Genomic DNA, 16,456 nt, shown 5'->3' with positions numbered 1-16,456 from the left:
GGAGAAATTCGGTTGTTAGAGGGTGTTGAAACTGTTTAAGCTGTTTAATAATAAACGTTTATTCATATTGCTGATTACACTGGTTATGTTTATTGTGTTGATGGGCTTCAGCCTGGGGCAGAGGAAAAACTTGTCCTGGCCGGAGAACTTCCTCAGGGATACGACCGGTTTCGTGCAGAATTTGTTCTACAAGCCCGCTGGATACGTAGCGGGCTTGTTCCAAGATATCGGCAATCTGCATGATCTGGCGGAAGAGAACAAGGAGCTTAAGATTCTGGCTGCACAATACGCCCGGGATAAAGCGCAGTATAATTTTATCAAGGCCGAGAATGAAAATTATAAAAAAGATCTTCATTTCACTAAGGCGCAAACGGATCTGTATAACTATGAATATCATATCGCTAACGTAGTCAGCGTGACGACAGAGCCGAGCAATAACACGCTCGTTATTGACCTCGGGGCGAAGGACGGCATCAGGCTGAATATGTCTGTAACCTCTGTCGAGGGACTTGTAGGGGTCATAAGCAATGTTAGTAATTTCACCTCTACCGTCAAGCTGATGACGATGATGGATATTCATGATCCCAATTCGCAGCCGCCGATCGCGGCGACAGTGTTTAACAAGGAAGGCGATACCTTTGGGATGATTGAAAGTTACGACCAGCAGACCGGAATGCTGATGATGAACAAAATTCCCGCAGGAGATCCAATTGCCAAGGATGATATCATTATCTCCTCCGGTAGTGGCGGAGTGTATCCGCGCGGAATGACCATCGGTACAGTCCAAGAGGTGAAGACAGGAGATTATTTAACTTCTACTGCAATCATTAAGCCGGCAGCAGGATTCCAGGACTGGAAGGAACTCTTCGTTGTCTTTACGGAGGAGCGTGCAGAATAGTGAGGATGCGAAGCTCCGTTCTAATTCTATTGTTGTTCCTCTTATTTATCATTGAAGGCACAATCCTTCCTTGGCTGATCCCGAACGCCTGGGAGATGCGGATTATTCCTGATCTCGTGTTTATCGTAATTCTGTTTGTGACGGTATACCATCACCGGCATACGGCACTTATTCTTGGTTTATCCTTCGGAATGCTGCATGATGTGGTGTTCTACGGTCGCATTCTGGGGGCACATTCTTTCGCAATGGGATTATCCGCATATCTGATAGGTCTGATATTCCAGATTCCGCGCGCACCGCTGCCGCTGATGATGACGGTGGTGCTGCTGGGCAGCCTGCTGGAGGACAGCATGCTTTTTGCCATTTACAGCGTCTTTAACCTGAGCCAGCAGCCTTATAACTGGGCGCTTCTGCACCATATGCTGCCTACTATGCTGTTTCATTTTGCTATCGGCTTGCTTCTCTACATTCCGCTCCGGCGCCAGCTTGAGCTGCTGAAGAAAGAGACCCGCAAAGAAGAAGCTGCTTAAGCCGCTGCTGCATTTTCTTATCCTATAAAGAAGGAATTTGCCCGGCCCGGCACGAATGAATGAGGATGGGGGGACAGGCATATGACAGTTAAATCCAAGCATGTAAGGATTAAGGGCATCAAGGATGGCCTGGTATTCCTGCTAGACGACAAGTGTCCCTTTGAAGATCTCTTAAGCGAGCTTCGCTATAAGCTGGAGCACAGCCATCAAAATATTCTGACCGGACCGATTGTGCATGTAGACATCAAGCTGGGCAACCGGCCTGTTACCGAAGAAGATAAAGAGGCAGTTCTGGATATCCTCAAAAGCCAGGGGAACTTATTAATCCGTTCCGTTGAAGCCTTGGAGGACCCGGAAGAGAAGGATCCGGAAGCATTATTCCTGATGAGTGGAATGCTCCGTTCCGGCCAGGTGCTGCATCATGAGGGCAATCTGCTGTTTCTCGGCGATGTGAATCCGGGAGGAACCATTACCTGCTCAGGGGACATCTATATTCTTGGAGCGCTTAAAGGGATGGCACACGCCGGAATCAACGGTAATCAGGAAGCGATTATTGCCGCTTCTCTGCTGGCTCCTACCCAGCTCCGGATTGCTGATATTATCAGCAGGCCGCCGGATGAATGGGGAACCCGGGAGAGCAGTATGGAATTTGCCTATTTATCAGGCGGTGCTATGCAAATCGACAAAATTCATAATATAGTCAAATTACGTCAGGATTTAAATGTGTTTAAAGGGGTGTAGCCTCCATGGGAGAAGCGATTGTCGTAACCTCGGGCAAAGGCGGAGTTGGCAAAACAACCACAACAGCCAACATTGGGACCGCGCTTGCATTGCAGGGCAAAAAAGTATGTCTGGTCGATACTGACATTGGACTGCGGAATCTGGATGTAGTCATGGGGCTGGAGAACCGGATCATTTATGACCTGGTTGATGTGGCGGAAGGCCGCTGCCGTCTGAATCAGGCGCTGGTCAAAGACAAGCGTTTCGATGAGCTGTACATGCTGCCCGCAGCCCAGACCAAAGACAAGACCTCGGTCACACCGGAGCAGGTCAAGGATATTATTCTTGAACTCAAGAAGGAATATGAATATATTCTGATCGATTGTCCGGCCGGAATTGAACATGGCTTCCGCAATGCCATTGCCGGCGCCGACAAAGCCATTGTCGTCACTACTCCGGAGCATGCTGCGGTGCGGGATGCAGACCGGATCATCGGTTTGCTGGAGCAGTCGCATGTGGAATCACCGAAGCTGGTGGTCAACCGTATCCGTCCGGGAATGGTGAAATCCGGCGATATGCTGGATATTGAAGACATTCTCCAGGTGCTCAATATTGATCTGATCGGGATTGTGCCTGATGATGAGCTGGTCATCAAGGCAGCGAACAGCGGTGAACCTACCGTAATGAATCCGAATTCTGCAGCAGCGATTGCTTACCGCAATATTGCCCGGCGTATTCTTGGCGATGCGGTACCACTGATGCAGCTGGACCAGAAACCGGGTGCTTTTAAGAAATTCAAGAAATTTTTTGGAATGGGCTGAACCCTGGCCAGGCACTTATCTATAGTGATCTTCCCTTAAGACCCGCCTGCTGAGAAATCCATGGCGGGTTTTTTGTGTCCGGCGATCTCTCTGAAGGCTTGTTCTAAAGCAGCTTCCGCTACTCATAAAATGGAAGTAAAACAAGCCCGTCCGGAGGGATCAATATGGAATACCAGAGAGATATCAAAAATCGCCGTAAGAAGCGTATACAGAGCTTATTGGAGGATCAGACCGAAGCCGGGTCAGCGCCTGCGCTTTTCACGCCGCCTGACAACACTATCCCGTTCAGGGAATGGGGGGCGGGTCCCCGAAAAGAATTTACGGCTTCAACCGAACCTGATCCTGAGGTGATGTGGAAGAAGCAGCGCAGCAGCTGGGAGGACGATGGCGGGGAAGGGCCGCGTTTTGGCTCGGGCTTCATGCGGAGGACGATTGCCAGCCTGCTAGTCTTCGGAGCGGTATGGGGAATCTTTGCAGTGAGTGAGCCGTGGGCCGTGAAGTCGCAGTATTTCATCACTGGCGCCCTCAGCAATGATATGGATTTCGCTGCAGTGCAGGTGTGGTATGAGGAGCATTTCAATGGAGCGCCTTCATTTATTCCGATTTTTGGAGATAAAGAGGTGCCGGCAGAAAAAGTGACAGCCATACATGAACTGAGCGCTCCCTTGGAGGGGAGTATAGTGCGACCCTTTGCCGCTTCCCTCAAGGGGGTAGAAATTATGCCGGCAGATGATTCAAGCTCCAGTGTCACGGTGGAAAGTGTGGATACGGGCCGTGTATTGTCCGTATCCAAAGAAGCCCAGGGAGGTATCCGGATTACAGTCCGCCATACCGGAAATATAACGGCGGAATACGGTCATTTGAGCGGGACACGGCTCGCGGTGGATGACTGGGTACAGAGCGGAGATACGGTGGGCTGGATTCAGGGGACGGAGGATGCTCAGATCCCGTTGCTTTTTTTTGCGATTATGAAAGACAAGTCTTATATTGATCCCGCTGAAGTGGTATCGTTTGATTAGGATCTTCGGTATTGAGCTGTCACTGCATCCGCTCTTCGTGCTGATTCTGTTCTTCTCCGTGCTCACCGGACAGTTCCTTGAACTGATTACCCTGTTCTCGATTGTATTTATCCACGAACTTGGACATGTATGTGCGGCACTGCTGACCGGGGTTACTGTCAAATCCGTGCAATTGCTGCCGTTCGGCGGAGTTGCGGTCATTGAGGACCATGGACGGCTTACAGCCGGACGTGAAATGGGGATTGCCCTTGCCGGACCGCTTCAGAACGGGATAATGATTCTGATGGCGCTGGCCCTCAAGCAAGCGGAGTATGGCAGCAGCGCTTATCTGGATTATTTCATCGGGGCCAATGCCATGATCGCGCTGTTCAATCTGCTGCCGGTGCTCCCGCTGGACGGGGGCAAAATCCTGCAGGCAGCGCTAAGTCTGCTGCTTCCGTATTATTACACCCTGCTGTGGATCGGCAGAGTCAGTATTGCTGCCAGTCTGCTTGTTGTGGTGTTCGCCCTGCTTCCGCTGGGAACCGGCGGCGGACTTCGCCTCAACCTGCTGATGATTGGAGCCTTTCTGCTCTATTCCAATGTAACAGACCAACGCAACCTGCCTTACCGGTTTGTTGCTTTTTTGATGAACAGGGAACAGATCTATGAGCGGTATCTGCACTCAGACAGCGCTGCCCGCCCGATAGTTGCTCTCGCTGCGAAACCTTTGGATGATATATTGCGTCTATTTAAACGTAACCATTATCATTTTATCTATGTAATGAACGATGACAGGGATATAGTGGCTGTTGTCCCGGAGCAGCGTCTGATTTCTTCTTATTTCGGAATGTAAAGCTAGAATGATTCAAACCAGAGGTGAAGCCATGAAACAAATGATCGTTCACTCCACACAACATATTACTCGTATGGCTCTTCTGGAGAACGGGAGGCTGGTGGAATATGCGGCTGAACGCGATCAGCAGCAAGGTCTGGTCGGGAGTTATTATAAAGGCCGGGTTATGAACGTGCTGCCTGGCATGCAGGCGGCTTTTGTAGATATCGGACAGAAAAAGAATGCCTTCCTATATGTAGACGATGTGCTCCATCCCCATCTGGAGAAGCAGCCCGAGGTGAAGCCTTCCATTGAGACGCTGCTGCAGCCCGGTCAGGAGATCGTCGTCCAGGTGAGAAAAGAGCCGCGTGGCGGCAAAGGGGCGCGGGTGACAACCCACTATACCCTGCCCGGACGCTGGATGGTGTACATGCCTTTTGCCGAGTATGTCGGGGTTTCCAAAAAAATCAGCCGTGAATCCGAGCGCAGCCGGCTCAAAGGAATCGGTGAACGGCTGCGTAAGGGTGAAGAGGGACTCATCATGCGTACAGTCTCCGAGGACGAGCCTGCGGAGGCCGTTGAAGGGGACCTGGCTTTTTTGCGGGCCCAGTGGGAAGTGATTACCCGGCGGGCCAAGGAAGCGGATGCGCCAGCGTTGCTGCACTGTGATCTGAGCATCGTTCAGCGGTTTATCCGGGATGCCTTCAACCCGCAGCGTGATGAGCTGCTGATTGATTCAGCTAAGGCAGTCAAGGAGGCGGAAGCCTTCCTTACCGATATGGCTCCTGAAGGGTACAAGCCTGTAGGATTCTACCGTGGACAAGAGTCTATCTTCTCGGCTTATGGTGTGGGGGATCAGCTCCATAAGAGCTTCGGCCGCAAGATTATTCTGGAAGGCGGGGCTACGCTCATCTGGGATGAGACGGAGGCGCTCACCGTTATTGATGTGAATACAGCTCAGTACACCGGAGGGACGAACCTTGAGGATACCGTAACAAGGACCAATCTGCTGGCGGCGGAAGAGATCGGACGGCTTATCCGTCTAAGGGATACGGGCGGCATTATTATTGTTGATTTCATTGATATGGAGCGGGAGGAACACCGGAAGCAGGTCATCCAGAAGCTGGAGAGCATCATCAGCCGCGACCGGACCAAGACGCATATTCTCGGCTGGACTCATCTGGGGCTGCTGGAAATGACCCGCAAGAAGGCAAGGCATGATTCGGCCGGATTTGCACCGGTGATCTGTCAATGCTGCGGCGGGACCGGCAAAGTCGGGACATGGCTGGAGTAGAGCGGCATAACAGCTGTGCCCGAGGCTTCAACTTCACTTGAAGATACCATTGAAACGGTGCCGTTCTTTAAAAGGACGACAAAGCCGTTTACCCTTGACTTAGGCTAATAAGTATGATAATATCTTCAAGTATGTGTTTGGTTGTTAAATTCCTGCACATGCTGTAACCGCTCCGATCGGGTATATCAAGTGTAATTCCTCCGGGGATTGCCACCTAGACTAGGCGAGTCTGAGACATGAGGAGGTGCAAGTACAATGTATGCAATTATCGAAACTGGCGGTAAACAATACAAAGTCCAAGAGGGCGACGTGTTGTTCATTGAGAAGCTGGAAGCTGAAGACGGCGCAAGCGTAACGTTTGACCGTGTCTTGGCTGTTTCTAACGAAGGTGGTTTGACTGCAGGAACTCCGCTGGTAAGCGGCGCGTCTGTAACAGCCAAAGTCGAGAAACATGGTAAAGGTCATAAGGTTGTAGTTTACAAATACAAACCTAAGAAGAACTACCACAAGAAACAAGGCCATCGTCAACCGTACACCAAAGTAACTATCGAGAAGATTCAGGCGTAAGAAGGTGCGTTAATGATTAACGTGCGGATTACACGGGCTTCTGCTCAAGGTGTCATTGTCGGTTTTGCCGTCAAAGGGCATGCGGAATACGCAAGGAATGGTAAAGACATCGTCTGCGCGGGCGTTTCAACCGTTACGGTGGGAACAGTGAATGCGATTGAAAGCCTGACCGGTGTGGTTCTGGATACTTCAATGAAGGATGGATTTCTCAGTGGAACCCTGGTTCCCGTGAATGATCCTGAAGTCTCCGCCAAGGTGCAGCTTTTGCTGGAATCCATGGTGCTGATGCTCAAAGATATCGCTAAATCTTACAGAAAATATGTTCAGATACAGGAAGTCATTATTTGAAGAAGGAGGTTGACAACATGTTGAAATTGGATCTTCAATTATTCGCATCGAAAAAAGGTGTAGGTTCCACAAAGAACGGACGTGATTCCCACTCTAAACGTCTTGGCGTGAAACGTGCTGACGGTCAAGCAGTAACCGGCGGCAACATCTTGGTTCGTCAACGCGGAACAAAAATCCACCCGGGCACTAACGTGGGCATCGGTAAGGATGATACACTGTTCGCACTCGTGGACGGCGTAGTGAAGTTCGAACGTTGGGGTCGCGATCGCAAAAAAGTGAGCGTGTATCCGGTTGATGTCGCTCCGGTAGCAGCGGCACTGGAAGCGTAAGCTTTCGGAACCTATTTAGATGAGAAGCCTCCGGCATGAGTGCCGGGGGCTTTTTTTGAAAATATTCGCACATATAGAATTCAAGTCAAACACCCGGCAGGAATGCTGGTGATTGCAGAGAAAGCCTGTGTTATACTGGGAAATGGAAAATATCAAGCAAGATGAGCAACCGCTACATTGGAATGAATTTTGCGAACCGAGGGACGGGGAGAAAGAATGAAATCCTGGAAAATTATCGTCTGGGCAGTCATGTTATCCGCAGTGCTTCCTTTAGGTCTCGTGTATTGGCAACCCTCCCTTTTCACATGCCTGCTGCTCGGAGTATGGGTAGCGGCAGTGCTTGCATTCAGCTTTCTTTACAACCGGCGTCATTATGAAGAGGAACTGCGTATACAGGAGAAGACTCTGCAGCAGGCGGCAAACCGGACACTGAATCACCATCGTCATGATTGGATGAACGATCTGCAGGTACTTTACGGATATATCCAGCTGGGGAAACCTGATAAATCCGTGCAATGTGTGGAAAGAATAAAGGAGCGTATCGCGCTGGACAGCCGTATTGCCAAACTGGGTGTACCTTCACTGGTATTCTACCTGCAATCCTTCCGGACCTACAGAAGCAGTCTGGAACTGGAAGTGCAGGTGGAGGAAGGGCTGCAGCTGGAGGACAAGCTCAGTCCCGAAACAGGCGATGAGCTGACATCTGTGATAATGCAGACCGTTAGGGCGTATCAATACAGCGGACTTGTACCGCAAGGGGAAGCGCGGAAGCTTCGGCTCGGTTTTTCACAGGAGGGAAGAGACATTCTTATCTCTTTCGAGGGTGAGGGAGATCATGGCAATCCCGAACTGCTGCAGGGGCAAATTTATAATATAGTACAAGGAAAAATCATGAAGGCGGAGCAGTTTCAGCCGAGCACAAGCTATGTAGAACTGCGGTTACCGCTGGAGATGTAAGGAAGGTGAACATTAATGTTCGTAGATAAAGCTAAGATTTATGTTAAAGGCGGCGATGGCGGCGATGGCCTGGTAGCGTTCCGCCGTGAGAAGTACGTACCGGAAGGCGGCCCTGCCGGCGGCGATGGCGGCCGTGGCGGAGATGTAATATTCCGGGTGGATGAAGGCCTGCGTACACTGATGGATTTCCGTTATCAGCGCCACTTCAAGGCTGACCGCGGGATCAAGGGACGCAACAAAAGCCAGCACGGGGCTAACGCCGATCACATGATCGTACGCATTCCTCCGGGAACTGTGCTGATTGATGATGATACCCAGGAGATCATTGCCGACATGACCCGTCATGGACAACAGGTCGTTGTGGCCCGCGGCGGCCGCGGCGGCCGGGGGAATACCCGGTTTGCGACTGCAAACAACACTGCGCCGGAGCTTGCCGAGAACGGTGAAGAAGGCCAGGAACGTTACATCGTAATGGAACTGAAGGTAATGGCAGACGTGGGTCTGGTAGGATTCCCGAGTGTGGGTAAATCTACATTGCTGTCGGTAGTATCTGCTGCCCAGCCGAAGATCGGCGCCTATCACTTCACAACGATTACACCCAACCTTGGTGTAGTTGATGTTGGAGATGGACGCAGCTTTGTTATGGCGGATCTGCCGGGACTGATTGAAGGTGCGAGTGAAGGAGTGGGGCTTGGACATGAGTTCCTGCGCCACGTTGAACGTACACGTATCATCATTCATGTGGTGGATATGTCCGGCTCTGAAGGCCGTGATCCCTTCGAGGATTGGGTGATGATTAATGACGAGCTAAGGCAATACAACGCAGCCCTGATTGACCGTCCGCAGATTGTTGCGGCGAACAAGATGGATATGCCTGATTCCGAAGAGAACCTTGCGGCCTTCCGCGAGCGTGTGGCGGAGCTTCGTCCTGATCTTGAAATCATGCCGATCTCCTCGCTTACACGCCAGGGAGTTCAGGAGCTGCTCTACCGTGCAACGGATATTCTTGACAGCATCCCTGTAGCACCGGTTGTTGAAGAAGTGGCTGAAACCACTGAACGCAAGGTGTATAAGCTGGAAGCGGAAGAGGATAATTCCTTCACGATTACCCGTGACAACGATGCCTTTGTAGTTACCAGTCCGCGCATTGAGCGGATGCTGAAGCGGATGCAGCTGAGTACACATGATGCCATCCTCAAGCTGGCCCGTACCCTGCGTCATATGGGCGTGGATGCCGAACTGCGCAAGCGCGGTGCTGTAGAAGGCACCATCGTGCGCATTGCTGATTTCGAATTCGAGTTTGTTGAGAACAGCAGCTACTATTAAGCGTTAACAAGCAGATTCAATATGCCGGCTGTGTCTCCCGAGAGGGGATGTGGCCGGCTTTTTTAATATTATCGGGTACCAAAAGAACGGATTTGTATAAAGTTTGCTTTAAATATTTGGCTAAATTTACTACAATCATAGGTGGACTCAAGAAAGTTCAGGCCATGGGGAGACAGAATTATCTGCAACCGAACCTAAATAAGAAGATCCCCGTATATAATTAAGTGCAATAAGCACTTATTTCCAGCTGAATCAACCGATAATAAATACATATACCTGTCATGAAAGAAGGAATAGGCAGATGGCAATTATTGAAGTAGTCAAATATGATGGGCCTGCGGGCGTCTTCGCCTGGAAATACCCTAATCAGGAGCTGGGTACATGGACACAGCTGATTGTGAATGAGTCCCAGGAGGCGATTCTGTTCAAGGGCGGAGAGGCGCTCGATTCCTTTACAGCGGGACGTCACACGCTCAGCACGGCGAACATCCCGATTCTGTCGAATGTAGTGAATCTGCCGTTCGGCGGCAAATCACCGTTTACAGCGGAAGTATGGTTCGTGAACAAGATGAACTCTATGAACGTCAAGTGGGGGACCAGTTCGCCGCTGCAGCTGCAGGATCCCAAATACCAAATCATGATTTCTGTCCGCGCCTTCGGCCAATTCGGAGTCAAGATTGAGGATCCCCGCAAATTCCTGCTGAAGCTGGTGGGGACGCTGCCGGTCTTTGATCAGGACACTATGGTAAGTTATTTCCGCGGGTTGCTGATGTCCAATATCAATGAACTGATCTCTTCTTACCTGGTGCACAAAAAAATCAGCATTCTGGAGATCAACGCCTATGTAGTAGAAATTTCGAAGCATATCCAAGGCCGTCTGGCATCGTCCTTCCTGGACAGCGGGATCGAGCTGAATAACTTCTTTATTGATTCGATTAACATTCCTGATAATGATCCGGCCATACTCCGTCTGAAAGAGGCTTTAGCCAAAAAAGCAGAAATGGACATTATCGGCTTCACCTATCAGCAGGAACGCAGCTTCAACACCATGGAGGAAGCCGCAGGTAATCCGGGTAATTTAGGCGCCGGGATGATGAATACCGGCCTGGGGCTTGGTATGGGCTTTGGCCTTGCCGGACCTGCGACCGATATGATGAACCGGATGACCCGCGGCATGTCACTGGACGGCGGTACGGCGGCAGGACCGGGAACGAATTCCAAATCCTGTGCGGGCTGTGGAACGCTTAACCCGGCAGATGCACGGTTCTGTACCGGCTGCGGTCAGAGCCTGCAGCCGATGCCGGCGGCAGCCAGTAGTACTTGCCGCAGCTGCGGCAAGCCGGTAATTCCCGGCGCCAAATTCTGTCCGCATTGCGGCGAGAGCCTGATCATCAAGTGCACGGGTTGCGGGCATGAGCTGCAGCCCGGTCAGAAATTCTGCGCGGAATGCGGAACAAGGGCGGCTAATGGGTGAGCCGGATGAATAAGCAGAGGTCTTACACGGGTCTTATAACTGTCATTTATATTGCCGTCTTGGCGGTCACTGTATTTTCCTTCTTCATGCTTGGATTCTCTGAATCGCTGATGCGTTTCGTAGTGACCCTGCTTGCAGTCTGCATTGCCGAGACCGTTGTATATGGGTATAGCGTATTCTGGCTGCGCACCGCTCCTGATGTCAGCAGAACTTCGCCGCTGCTACTGAGCGGAGCTTGGATTGTTGGCCTGTATGTAGCTGTGGTAATCGCATCGGCTGTATTGCTTGACTGGCTCCTGGAACTGAGTCCGCTCTGGTATGCGGGAGTGCAGCTAATCGTGCTGGTTGCTGCTGTAGCTGTTCTTGAAGCGATAGGGTTATATGGAAGGAATGCAGCTTCACAGGAACAGAGGGATGCCAGTGCCTCACGAAATCTGCGCCGTCACCGGCAGGAGCTGCACGAGATCAGAGAGCTCGCGGGCACCTGGAAGCATCCGGAATCCATTCGTTTGACTGAACTGGTGGGTACCCTGGAGGAGGTATTCCAATATAGTGATCCAATCTCTAGTCCGGAGTTGTCCGCTACTGAGGATGTGATAAGCCAGCAGATTTCTCTGCTCCATGATCATGTTGCCTTATTGCTTGTACTGAAGGAGCCGCCAGCCGACTGGGACGCGGAAACACAGGAATTGACGGATAGTATTGCCAGCACGCTCCAGCGGCGTAACCGGGAGCTGGCGGCACTTAAATAGGAGGAAGATTACGGAATGGGTATCGTGAATGAGCTAGAAGGACTGCTGCCGGGCCGGGAAGGCCAGCCGTCTGACGGTCTGCCCAAATATGAGCGGACAACATTTGACTATGTAACTATCGGAGTGGGCTATCTTGTGATGCCGCTCGGGCTTGTGCTTGCTTTGATACGCTTCTTTGGAACACATTACAAAAACTACCGCAAAGCCGTCAATTACAGCCTGCTGTACCATGTTTTTGTCGGGGGATTTGTGCAGATGATGGGATTTCTCCTTTATTCGATATATAGTGACGACGGGATCGATGTCATGACGTTAATTATAATGTTAATCCTCTTTGCTCTTGTTCTGCTCCTGCCCGCGTCAGCTTTTGCCAAAAGGGCGGCCAAAGCCAGATTCCGCTTCTCACAGCTGGCCAATCAATATGTACAGCTAATTACTGTGGGAAGAGTACGTTATATTGGGAATCTGGCTGACCGTACCGGACAAAGTGAGAGCGATGTGAACAGGGATCTGATCTACCTCAAGAAGTATGGGGTGCTGGACTCCGGGCTCCTCTTCAGTGAAGGGGCGGATACTGAGCCTGAGGCTCCAGTTAATCAGGCGGATTCATCACCATTTTCTTCTTCTGGCGGACAAACGGTGTATCAGCCGCCAAGGCCGCAGCAGCAGCCGAAGTCCATACGCTGCCCGGGCTGTGGTGCGCAGAATACCGTATCTCCTCTCCAGTCCAAGAGCTGTGACTACTGCGGTACGACCGTTTCTTACAGTTAAGTGAAGGCTGTTCCTCCTGATTAACGGGCGGAATAGCCTTTTTTGAAAATCCAAGGGCACTTGCTCTCATATGAAAAAGTGTTGCAATTTAAGTCTTTCATCCCGTATAATGTCCACTATGTACATACAAAAGTCTTTGGGGTGAGGACGTTCGTGAAAGAACGCTATTATTTGGTCCGGGAGGACATATTGCCCGATGCTGTACTGAAGACCATGCAGGTCAAGCAGCTGCTGGAAGCAGGAGATGTCAAAACGGTACACGAGGGCGTGGAGCAGGTCGGGCTTAGCCGCAGCGCTTTTTATAAATACAAAGACGGAATTCATTTGATTCATCAGCTGGAACGTGAGCGCATCGTAACCATTTCGATTGATCTGGAGCACGAGTCTGGCATGCTGTCCAAGGTGCTGGGTTCCGTGGCTGTCCACGGGGCCAATGTGCTGACGATCCACCAGAGTATCCCGCTGCAGGGGCGGGCCAATGTGGTGATCTCTGTTGAAATTTCTCATTTAAATGAAGAATTAGGCGATTTGCTGGACAGTCTAAAGGCAATCTCGGGTGTGAAACGGGCATTAATTATAGGTCAGGGTTGATATCGCTTAACAAAACTTTTAGGAGGACACAGATGAAGCCGGTTAAAGTGGGATTGCTGGGTTTAGGCACAGTAGGTACGGGCGTAGTCCGTATCGTTGAAGGGAATCAGGAGGATCTGAGCAGCCAGGTAGGCTCGCCCATCCTGATTGAACGTATAGCTGTGAAGAATACCGAGAAGCCGCGGGAAATTGAAGTCGATCCATCCAAGATCACCGATGACCCATGGGAGGTTATCCGTGACCCGGAAATTGACGTCATTGTCGAGGTCATGGGCGGTATTGCGGGAACGAAAGAATACATTCTTGAGGCATTGGAGCGAGGCAAACATATCGTTACAGCCAACAAGGACCTGATGGCCCTGCATGGCTCGGAGATTCTGGCCAAGGCCCAGGAGAAGCAGTGCGATGTGTTCTATGAGGCCAGCGTGGCGGGAGGCATTCCGATTATCCGTACACTGATTGAAGGATTCTCCTCCGACAAGATCATGAAGATTATGGGTATCGTTAACGGGACAACCAACTACATACTTAGCAAAATGAGCCAGGAAGGCGCGTCTTATCTGGATGTCCTGAAGGAAGCCCAGGAACTCGGGTATGCTGAATCGGATCCTACGTCAGATGTGGAAGGGTTGGATGCGGCACGCAAGATGGCTATCCTGGGTACACTTGGCTTCCGGACCAACGTTGAACTGAGCGATGTCAGTGTGAGCGGCATTTCCGGCGTGAGCAAAGAAGATATTGCTTTTGCCAAACGGCTGGGCTACGAGATGAAGCTGCTCGGCATTGCCGAACGCCAGGATGAAGAATTCAGCATCAGTGTGCAGCCTACGATGATTCGTGCGAGCCATCCGATTGCATCCGTGAACGGAGTGTATAATGCGGTATATGTGTATGGTCAAGCCGTAGGGGAAACAATGTTCTATGGTGCCGGAGCAGGCGCAATGCCTACCGCAACCTCGATTGTAGCGGATCTTGTGGCTGTGATCAAGAATCTGAAGCTGGGTGTGAATGGACTCAAGCAGATTGTCCCGTATAAGCAGAAGAAGCTGAAGAGCGATGAAGATATCTTCTACAAGAACTTCCTCCTCCTGCATGTGGATGATAAGGCGGGTGTGCTGGCCAAGATCACTCAGGTGTTTGCCGAATATGATGTCAGCCTGGATTCCGTAGTGCAGCAGGCCAATCCCAATAACCCGGATGCAGAGATTATTATTGTGACGCACAATGCCAGCAAAGCGAGTATGAATAAAGTAATGCGGCATTTGGAGCAATTGAACGTCATTCACCGCATCAAGAGCCATTATCGTGTAGAAGGCTGAGTACCGCATTCCGAGATTCAACGGCTGCGTGCAAATATAACGAAGGAGATTTCCCACGCCATGAGTATTTACGGAAGGTCTAGAGTAAAAGTCCCTGCCAGCACCGCTAATCTCGGTCCGGGATTCGATACACTGGGCATGGCACTGTCACTGTATGCCTGGATTGAGATGGAAGAGGCAACTGAAACAGTATTTCACCTGTATGGTGATGAGATGAAGGGTATCGCCCGTGACAAAAGCAATCTGCTGTACAAGGTGGCCCAAATGGTATTTGCGGAGGCCGGGGTTTCTGTCCCTGAGCTATCCATCTCGATGTATTCCGAGATTCCGCTCACCCGGGGACTGGGCAGCAGTGCTTCAGCGATTGTTGGCGCACTGGCCGCAGCTAATGCTATGATTGGTTCACCGCTTGGCGCTGCGAAGCTGTTTGATATGGCTACAGCGCTTGAGAAGCATCCCGATAATGTAGGAGCCTCCATCTTCGGGGGGATTATCACAGCAGTATGGGATGGAGAGCATGCCGATTATATCCGGATCGAGCCTCCCCGGGAGCTTGAAGTGCTTGTGGTCATTCCAGAATTTGAACTGGAGACAGTCAAAGCAAGGGGGCTGCTGCCTGCCGAAGTTACGATGAGTGATGCTGTCCATAATATCAGCCGTACCTCGCTGCTTACCGCAGCGCTATCTGCCGGCCGGCTCGATATGATCGGCAGAGCTATGCAGGACCGCCTGCATCAGCCGTACCGTGCACCCATGGTGCCGGGTATGGAGAAGCTGCTTGCTGAGGCGCCCGGGCATGGTGCTCTGGGAATTGCATTGAGCGGTGCAGGCCCTACACTGTTATGTATGGTGGACCGTAACGGGGATAAGAAGCAGGAGCTGGAGAATTTCCTGAAAGAGACGATGCAGGAGAATGGTATTCCTTCCTGTACTGTATGGCTGTCTCCGTGCACTTCGGGTGTCACTGCGGAGCTGATTGAAAGAAACGGGATGCAAAACGAATCATTTTTGGATATGATAAAAGGAGAATTACAGTCATGAAATCAATAGCGGTATTGCCTCAGGGCTCGGTGTCGCATGAAGCGCTGCTGCATTTATTTGGGGGTAACCCGGTAAATATTGAGCATCATAAGCTGATATCCGATGTCTTCCTGTCTACGGCGAACGGAGTTACGGATTACAGTGTGATTCCGATTGAGAATACGATTGAAGGCTCGGTCAGCCTGCATATTGACTGGCTCATTAATGAGGTGAATCTGCCAATGCAGGCGGAGTGGATTTTTCCGTCCGTGCAGAATCTGATTGGCAATCCGCAGGAATTTACGGATGGGAGCGGGCATAAGGATTATACGAAGATCGTCAAAATCCTGTCCCACCCGGTTGCTATGGCACAATGTCTGCAGTTTATCCGCAAAGCCGCACCGTGGGCGGAGCTGGAATCTGTGGGCAGCACTTCCGAAGCCGTTGAGATTGTAAAGGATAATCCCGGCAAGGGCTGGGCCGCCATCGGAACATCACTCGGGGCAGCAACGCACGGGCTGGAGATTGTGGAGCGGCAGGTTACAGACCATAACAACAATTACACGCGTTTTGTACTTGTTGGGCAGGAGAAGCTGGAGCTCCCGCTAGAGAGCAGCGGGGACAAGACGAGTATTCTTGTGACGCTGCCCGAGGATTTTCCTGGTGCGCTGCATCAGGTGCTGGCTGCATTTTCCTGGAGGAAGCTGAATCTGTCGCGTATTGAATCACGGCCTACCAAGAAGAAACTGGGTACTTATTATTTCTATATTGATGTGCTGGAACCGATAGAGTCTGTGCTGCTTCCGGGGGCGATCGAAGAGATCAAGGCTTTGGGCTGTCAGGTACGGATTCTGGGGTCATATCCCACATACACCTATGAGGAAGAGAAAGCGGAGGTGCAGTAAG

The 16,456-nt window shown here is 51.1% G+C and carries 19 protein-coding genes and 1 other annotated feature; all 19 genes read left to right on the top strand.

All coding sequences use genetic code 11. The annotated features are described in order from the left end of the window. The first annotated feature begins 22 nt into the window (after positions 1-22). The 19 genes from mreC (at position 23) to pheA (ending at position 16,455) form a co-directional block, all read left to right on the top strand. Positions 23-898, top strand: a complete 876-nt coding sequence (gene mreC / locus PBOR_RS27415; protein ID WP_042217050.1) for a rod shape-determining protein MreC — start codon at positions 23-25, stop codon at positions 896-898. Beyond that, positions 898-1,428, top strand: coding sequence for a rod shape-determining protein MreD (gene mreD / locus PBOR_RS27410; RefSeq protein ID WP_081972208.1), 531 nt, complete (start codon positions 898-900; stop codon positions 1,426-1,428). The genes mreC and mreD overlap by 1 nt, the downstream gene beginning before the upstream one ends. An 81-nt stretch (positions 1,429-1,509) precedes the next feature. After that, a complete protein-coding gene (gene minC, locus PBOR_RS27405; RefSeq protein ID WP_042217049.1) occupies positions 1,510-2,169 on the top strand; it encodes a septum site-determining protein MinC in 660 nt (219 codons plus the stop codon). Positions 2,170-2,174: 5 nt separating this feature from the next. Then, positions 2,175-2,969 carry a septum site-determining protein MinD gene (gene minD / locus PBOR_RS27400; RefSeq protein ID WP_042217048.1) on the top strand — a complete coding sequence of 265 codons (795 nt, stop codon included), beginning with the start codon at positions 2,175-2,177 and terminating at the stop codon, positions 2,967-2,969. 164 nt (positions 2,970-3,133) lie between these two features. Next, positions 3,134-3,988: a M23 family metallopeptidase gene (locus PBOR_RS27395; RefSeq protein ID WP_042217047.1), complete on the top strand. Its 855-nt coding sequence runs from the start codon at positions 3,134-3,136 to the stop codon at positions 3,986-3,988. Further along, positions 3,981-4,823: a M50 family metallopeptidase gene (locus PBOR_RS27390; protein WP_042217046.1), complete on the top strand. Its 843-nt coding sequence runs from the start codon at positions 3,981-3,983 to the stop codon at positions 4,821-4,823. Before PBOR_RS27395 ends, PBOR_RS27390 begins: the two co-directional genes overlap by 8 nt. A gap of 31 nt (positions 4,824-4,854) precedes the next feature. Beyond that, positions 4,855-6,096 carry an Rne/Rng family ribonuclease gene (locus PBOR_RS27385; protein WP_042217045.1) on the top strand — a complete coding sequence of 414 codons (1,242 nt, stop codon included), beginning with the start codon at positions 4,855-4,857 and terminating at the stop codon, positions 6,094-6,096. A 155-nt stretch (positions 6,097-6,251) separates the two neighbouring features. Then, positions 6,252-6,337 (top strand) — a sequence feature (ribosomal protein L21 leader region). A 14-nt stretch (positions 6,338-6,351) separates the two neighbouring features. Continuing rightward, positions 6,352-6,663 carry a 50S ribosomal protein L21 gene (gene rplU / locus PBOR_RS27380; RefSeq protein WP_036698983.1) on the top strand — a complete coding sequence of 104 codons (312 nt, stop codon included), beginning with the start codon at positions 6,352-6,354 and terminating at the stop codon, positions 6,661-6,663. A gap of 12 nt (positions 6,664-6,675) precedes the next feature. Beyond that, the gene (locus PBOR_RS27375; protein ID WP_042217044.1) at positions 6,676-7,011 is read left to right on the top strand and encodes a ribosomal-processing cysteine protease Prp; all 336 of its coding nucleotides are present in this window, start codon (positions 6,676-6,678) and stop codon (positions 7,009-7,011) included. Between the two features lie 17 nt (positions 7,012-7,028). Next, the gene (gene rpmA / locus PBOR_RS27370; protein WP_020429282.1) at positions 7,029-7,340 is read left to right on the top strand and encodes a 50S ribosomal protein L27; all 312 of its coding nucleotides are present in this window, start codon (positions 7,029-7,031) and stop codon (positions 7,338-7,340) included. Positions 7,341-7,556: 216 nt separating this feature from the next. After that, positions 7,557-8,297, top strand: coding sequence for a Spo0B domain-containing protein (locus tag PBOR_RS36465; protein ID WP_042217043.1), 741 nt, complete (start codon positions 7,557-7,559; stop codon positions 8,295-8,297). A 15-nt stretch (positions 8,298-8,312) separates the two neighbouring features. Beyond that, on the top strand, positions 8,313-9,623 hold the full coding sequence (gene obgE, locus PBOR_RS27360) for a GTPase ObgE (RefSeq protein WP_042217042.1): 1,311 nt from the start codon (positions 8,313-8,315) through the stop codon (positions 9,621-9,623). Positions 9,624-9,924: 301 nt separating this feature from the next. Beyond that, complete coding sequence (locus PBOR_RS27355) at positions 9,925-11,097, top strand: SPFH domain-containing protein (protein ID WP_042217041.1); 1,173 nt, start codon at positions 9,925-9,927, stop codon at positions 11,095-11,097. Between the two features lie 5 nt (positions 11,098-11,102). Further along, positions 11,103-11,849, top strand: a complete 747-nt coding sequence (locus PBOR_RS27350) for a hypothetical protein (protein ID WP_157764140.1) — start codon at positions 11,103-11,105, stop codon at positions 11,847-11,849. A gap of 15 nt (positions 11,850-11,864) precedes the next feature. Continuing rightward, the gene (locus PBOR_RS27345) at positions 11,865-12,620 is read left to right on the top strand and encodes a hypothetical protein (RefSeq protein WP_042217039.1); all 756 of its coding nucleotides are present in this window, start codon (positions 11,865-11,867) and stop codon (positions 12,618-12,620) included. A 153-nt stretch (positions 12,621-12,773) separates the two neighbouring features. Next, entirely contained in the window at positions 12,774-13,211 is a 438-nt protein-coding gene (locus PBOR_RS27340) for an ACT domain-containing protein (protein WP_042217038.1), read from the top strand. A 32-nt stretch (positions 13,212-13,243) separates the two neighbouring features. After that, the gene (locus PBOR_RS27335; RefSeq protein WP_042217037.1) at positions 13,244-14,530 is read left to right on the top strand and encodes a homoserine dehydrogenase; all 1,287 of its coding nucleotides are present in this window, start codon (positions 13,244-13,246) and stop codon (positions 14,528-14,530) included. Between the two features lie 60 nt (positions 14,531-14,590). Then, positions 14,591-15,571, top strand: coding sequence for a homoserine kinase (gene thrB, locus PBOR_RS27330; RefSeq protein ID WP_042217036.1), 981 nt, complete (start codon positions 14,591-14,593; stop codon positions 15,569-15,571). Further along, positions 15,568-16,455 (top strand): prephenate dehydratase, encoded by an 888-nt coding sequence (pheA, locus tag PBOR_RS27325; RefSeq protein ID WP_042217035.1) that lies wholly within the window; start codon positions 15,568-15,570, stop codon positions 16,453-16,455. Before thrB ends, pheA begins: the two co-directional genes overlap by 4 nt. Position 16,456: the final 1 nt, after the last annotated feature.

It is taken from the genome of Paenibacillus borealis (assembly GCF_000758665.1).
Lineage (GTDB): Bacteria > Bacillota > Bacilli > Paenibacillales > Paenibacillaceae > Paenibacillus_AQ > Paenibacillus_AQ borealis.
This window is presented reverse-complemented; position numbering and strand designations above follow the sequence as displayed.

What these genes read in the sequence shown, in the direction of transcription:
- minC (WP_042217049.1), top strand. Translation starts at nt 1,510, where the DNA reads ATGACAGTTAAATCCAAGCATGTAAGGATTAAGGGCATCAAGGATGGC.
- minD (WP_042217048.1), top strand. Translation starts at nt 2,175, where the DNA reads ATGGGAGAAGCGATTGTCGTAACCTCGGGCAAAGGCGGAGTTGGCAAA.
- PBOR_RS27395 (WP_042217047.1), top strand. Translation starts at nt 3,134, where the DNA reads ATGGAATACCAGAGAGATATCAAAAATCGCCGTAAGAAGCGTATACAG.
- PBOR_RS27385 (WP_042217045.1), top strand. Translation starts at nt 4,855, where the DNA reads ATGAAACAAATGATCGTTCACTCCACACAACATATTACTCGTATGGCT.
- rplU (WP_036698983.1), top strand. Translation starts at nt 6,352, where the DNA reads ATGTATGCAATTATCGAAACTGGCGGTAAACAATACAAAGTCCAAGAG.
- PBOR_RS27375 (WP_042217044.1), top strand. Translation starts at nt 6,676, where the DNA reads ATGATTAACGTGCGGATTACACGGGCTTCTGCTCAAGGTGTCATTGTC.
- rpmA (WP_020429282.1), top strand. Translation starts at nt 7,029, where the DNA reads ATGTTGAAATTGGATCTTCAATTATTCGCATCGAAAAAAGGTGTAGGT.
- PBOR_RS36465 (WP_042217043.1), top strand. Translation starts at nt 7,557, where the DNA reads ATGAAATCCTGGAAAATTATCGTCTGGGCAGTCATGTTATCCGCAGTG.
- obgE (WP_042217042.1), top strand. Translation starts at nt 8,313, where the DNA reads ATGTTCGTAGATAAAGCTAAGATTTATGTTAAAGGCGGCGATGGCGGC.
- PBOR_RS27355 (WP_042217041.1), top strand. Translation starts at nt 9,925, where the DNA reads ATGGCAATTATTGAAGTAGTCAAATATGATGGGCCTGCGGGCGTCTTC.
- PBOR_RS27350 (WP_157764140.1), top strand. Translation starts at nt 11,103, where the DNA reads ATGAATAAGCAGAGGTCTTACACGGGTCTTATAACTGTCATTTATATT.
- PBOR_RS27345 (WP_042217039.1), top strand. Translation starts at nt 11,865, where the DNA reads ATGGGTATCGTGAATGAGCTAGAAGGACTGCTGCCGGGCCGGGAAGGC.
- PBOR_RS27335 (WP_042217037.1), top strand. Translation starts at nt 13,244, where the DNA reads ATGAAGCCGGTTAAAGTGGGATTGCTGGGTTTAGGCACAGTAGGTACG.
- thrB (WP_042217036.1), top strand. Translation starts at nt 14,591, where the DNA reads ATGAGTATTTACGGAAGGTCTAGAGTAAAAGTCCCTGCCAGCACCGCT.
- pheA (WP_042217035.1), top strand. Translation starts at nt 15,568, where the DNA reads ATGAAATCAATAGCGGTATTGCCTCAGGGCTCGGTGTCGCATGAAGCG.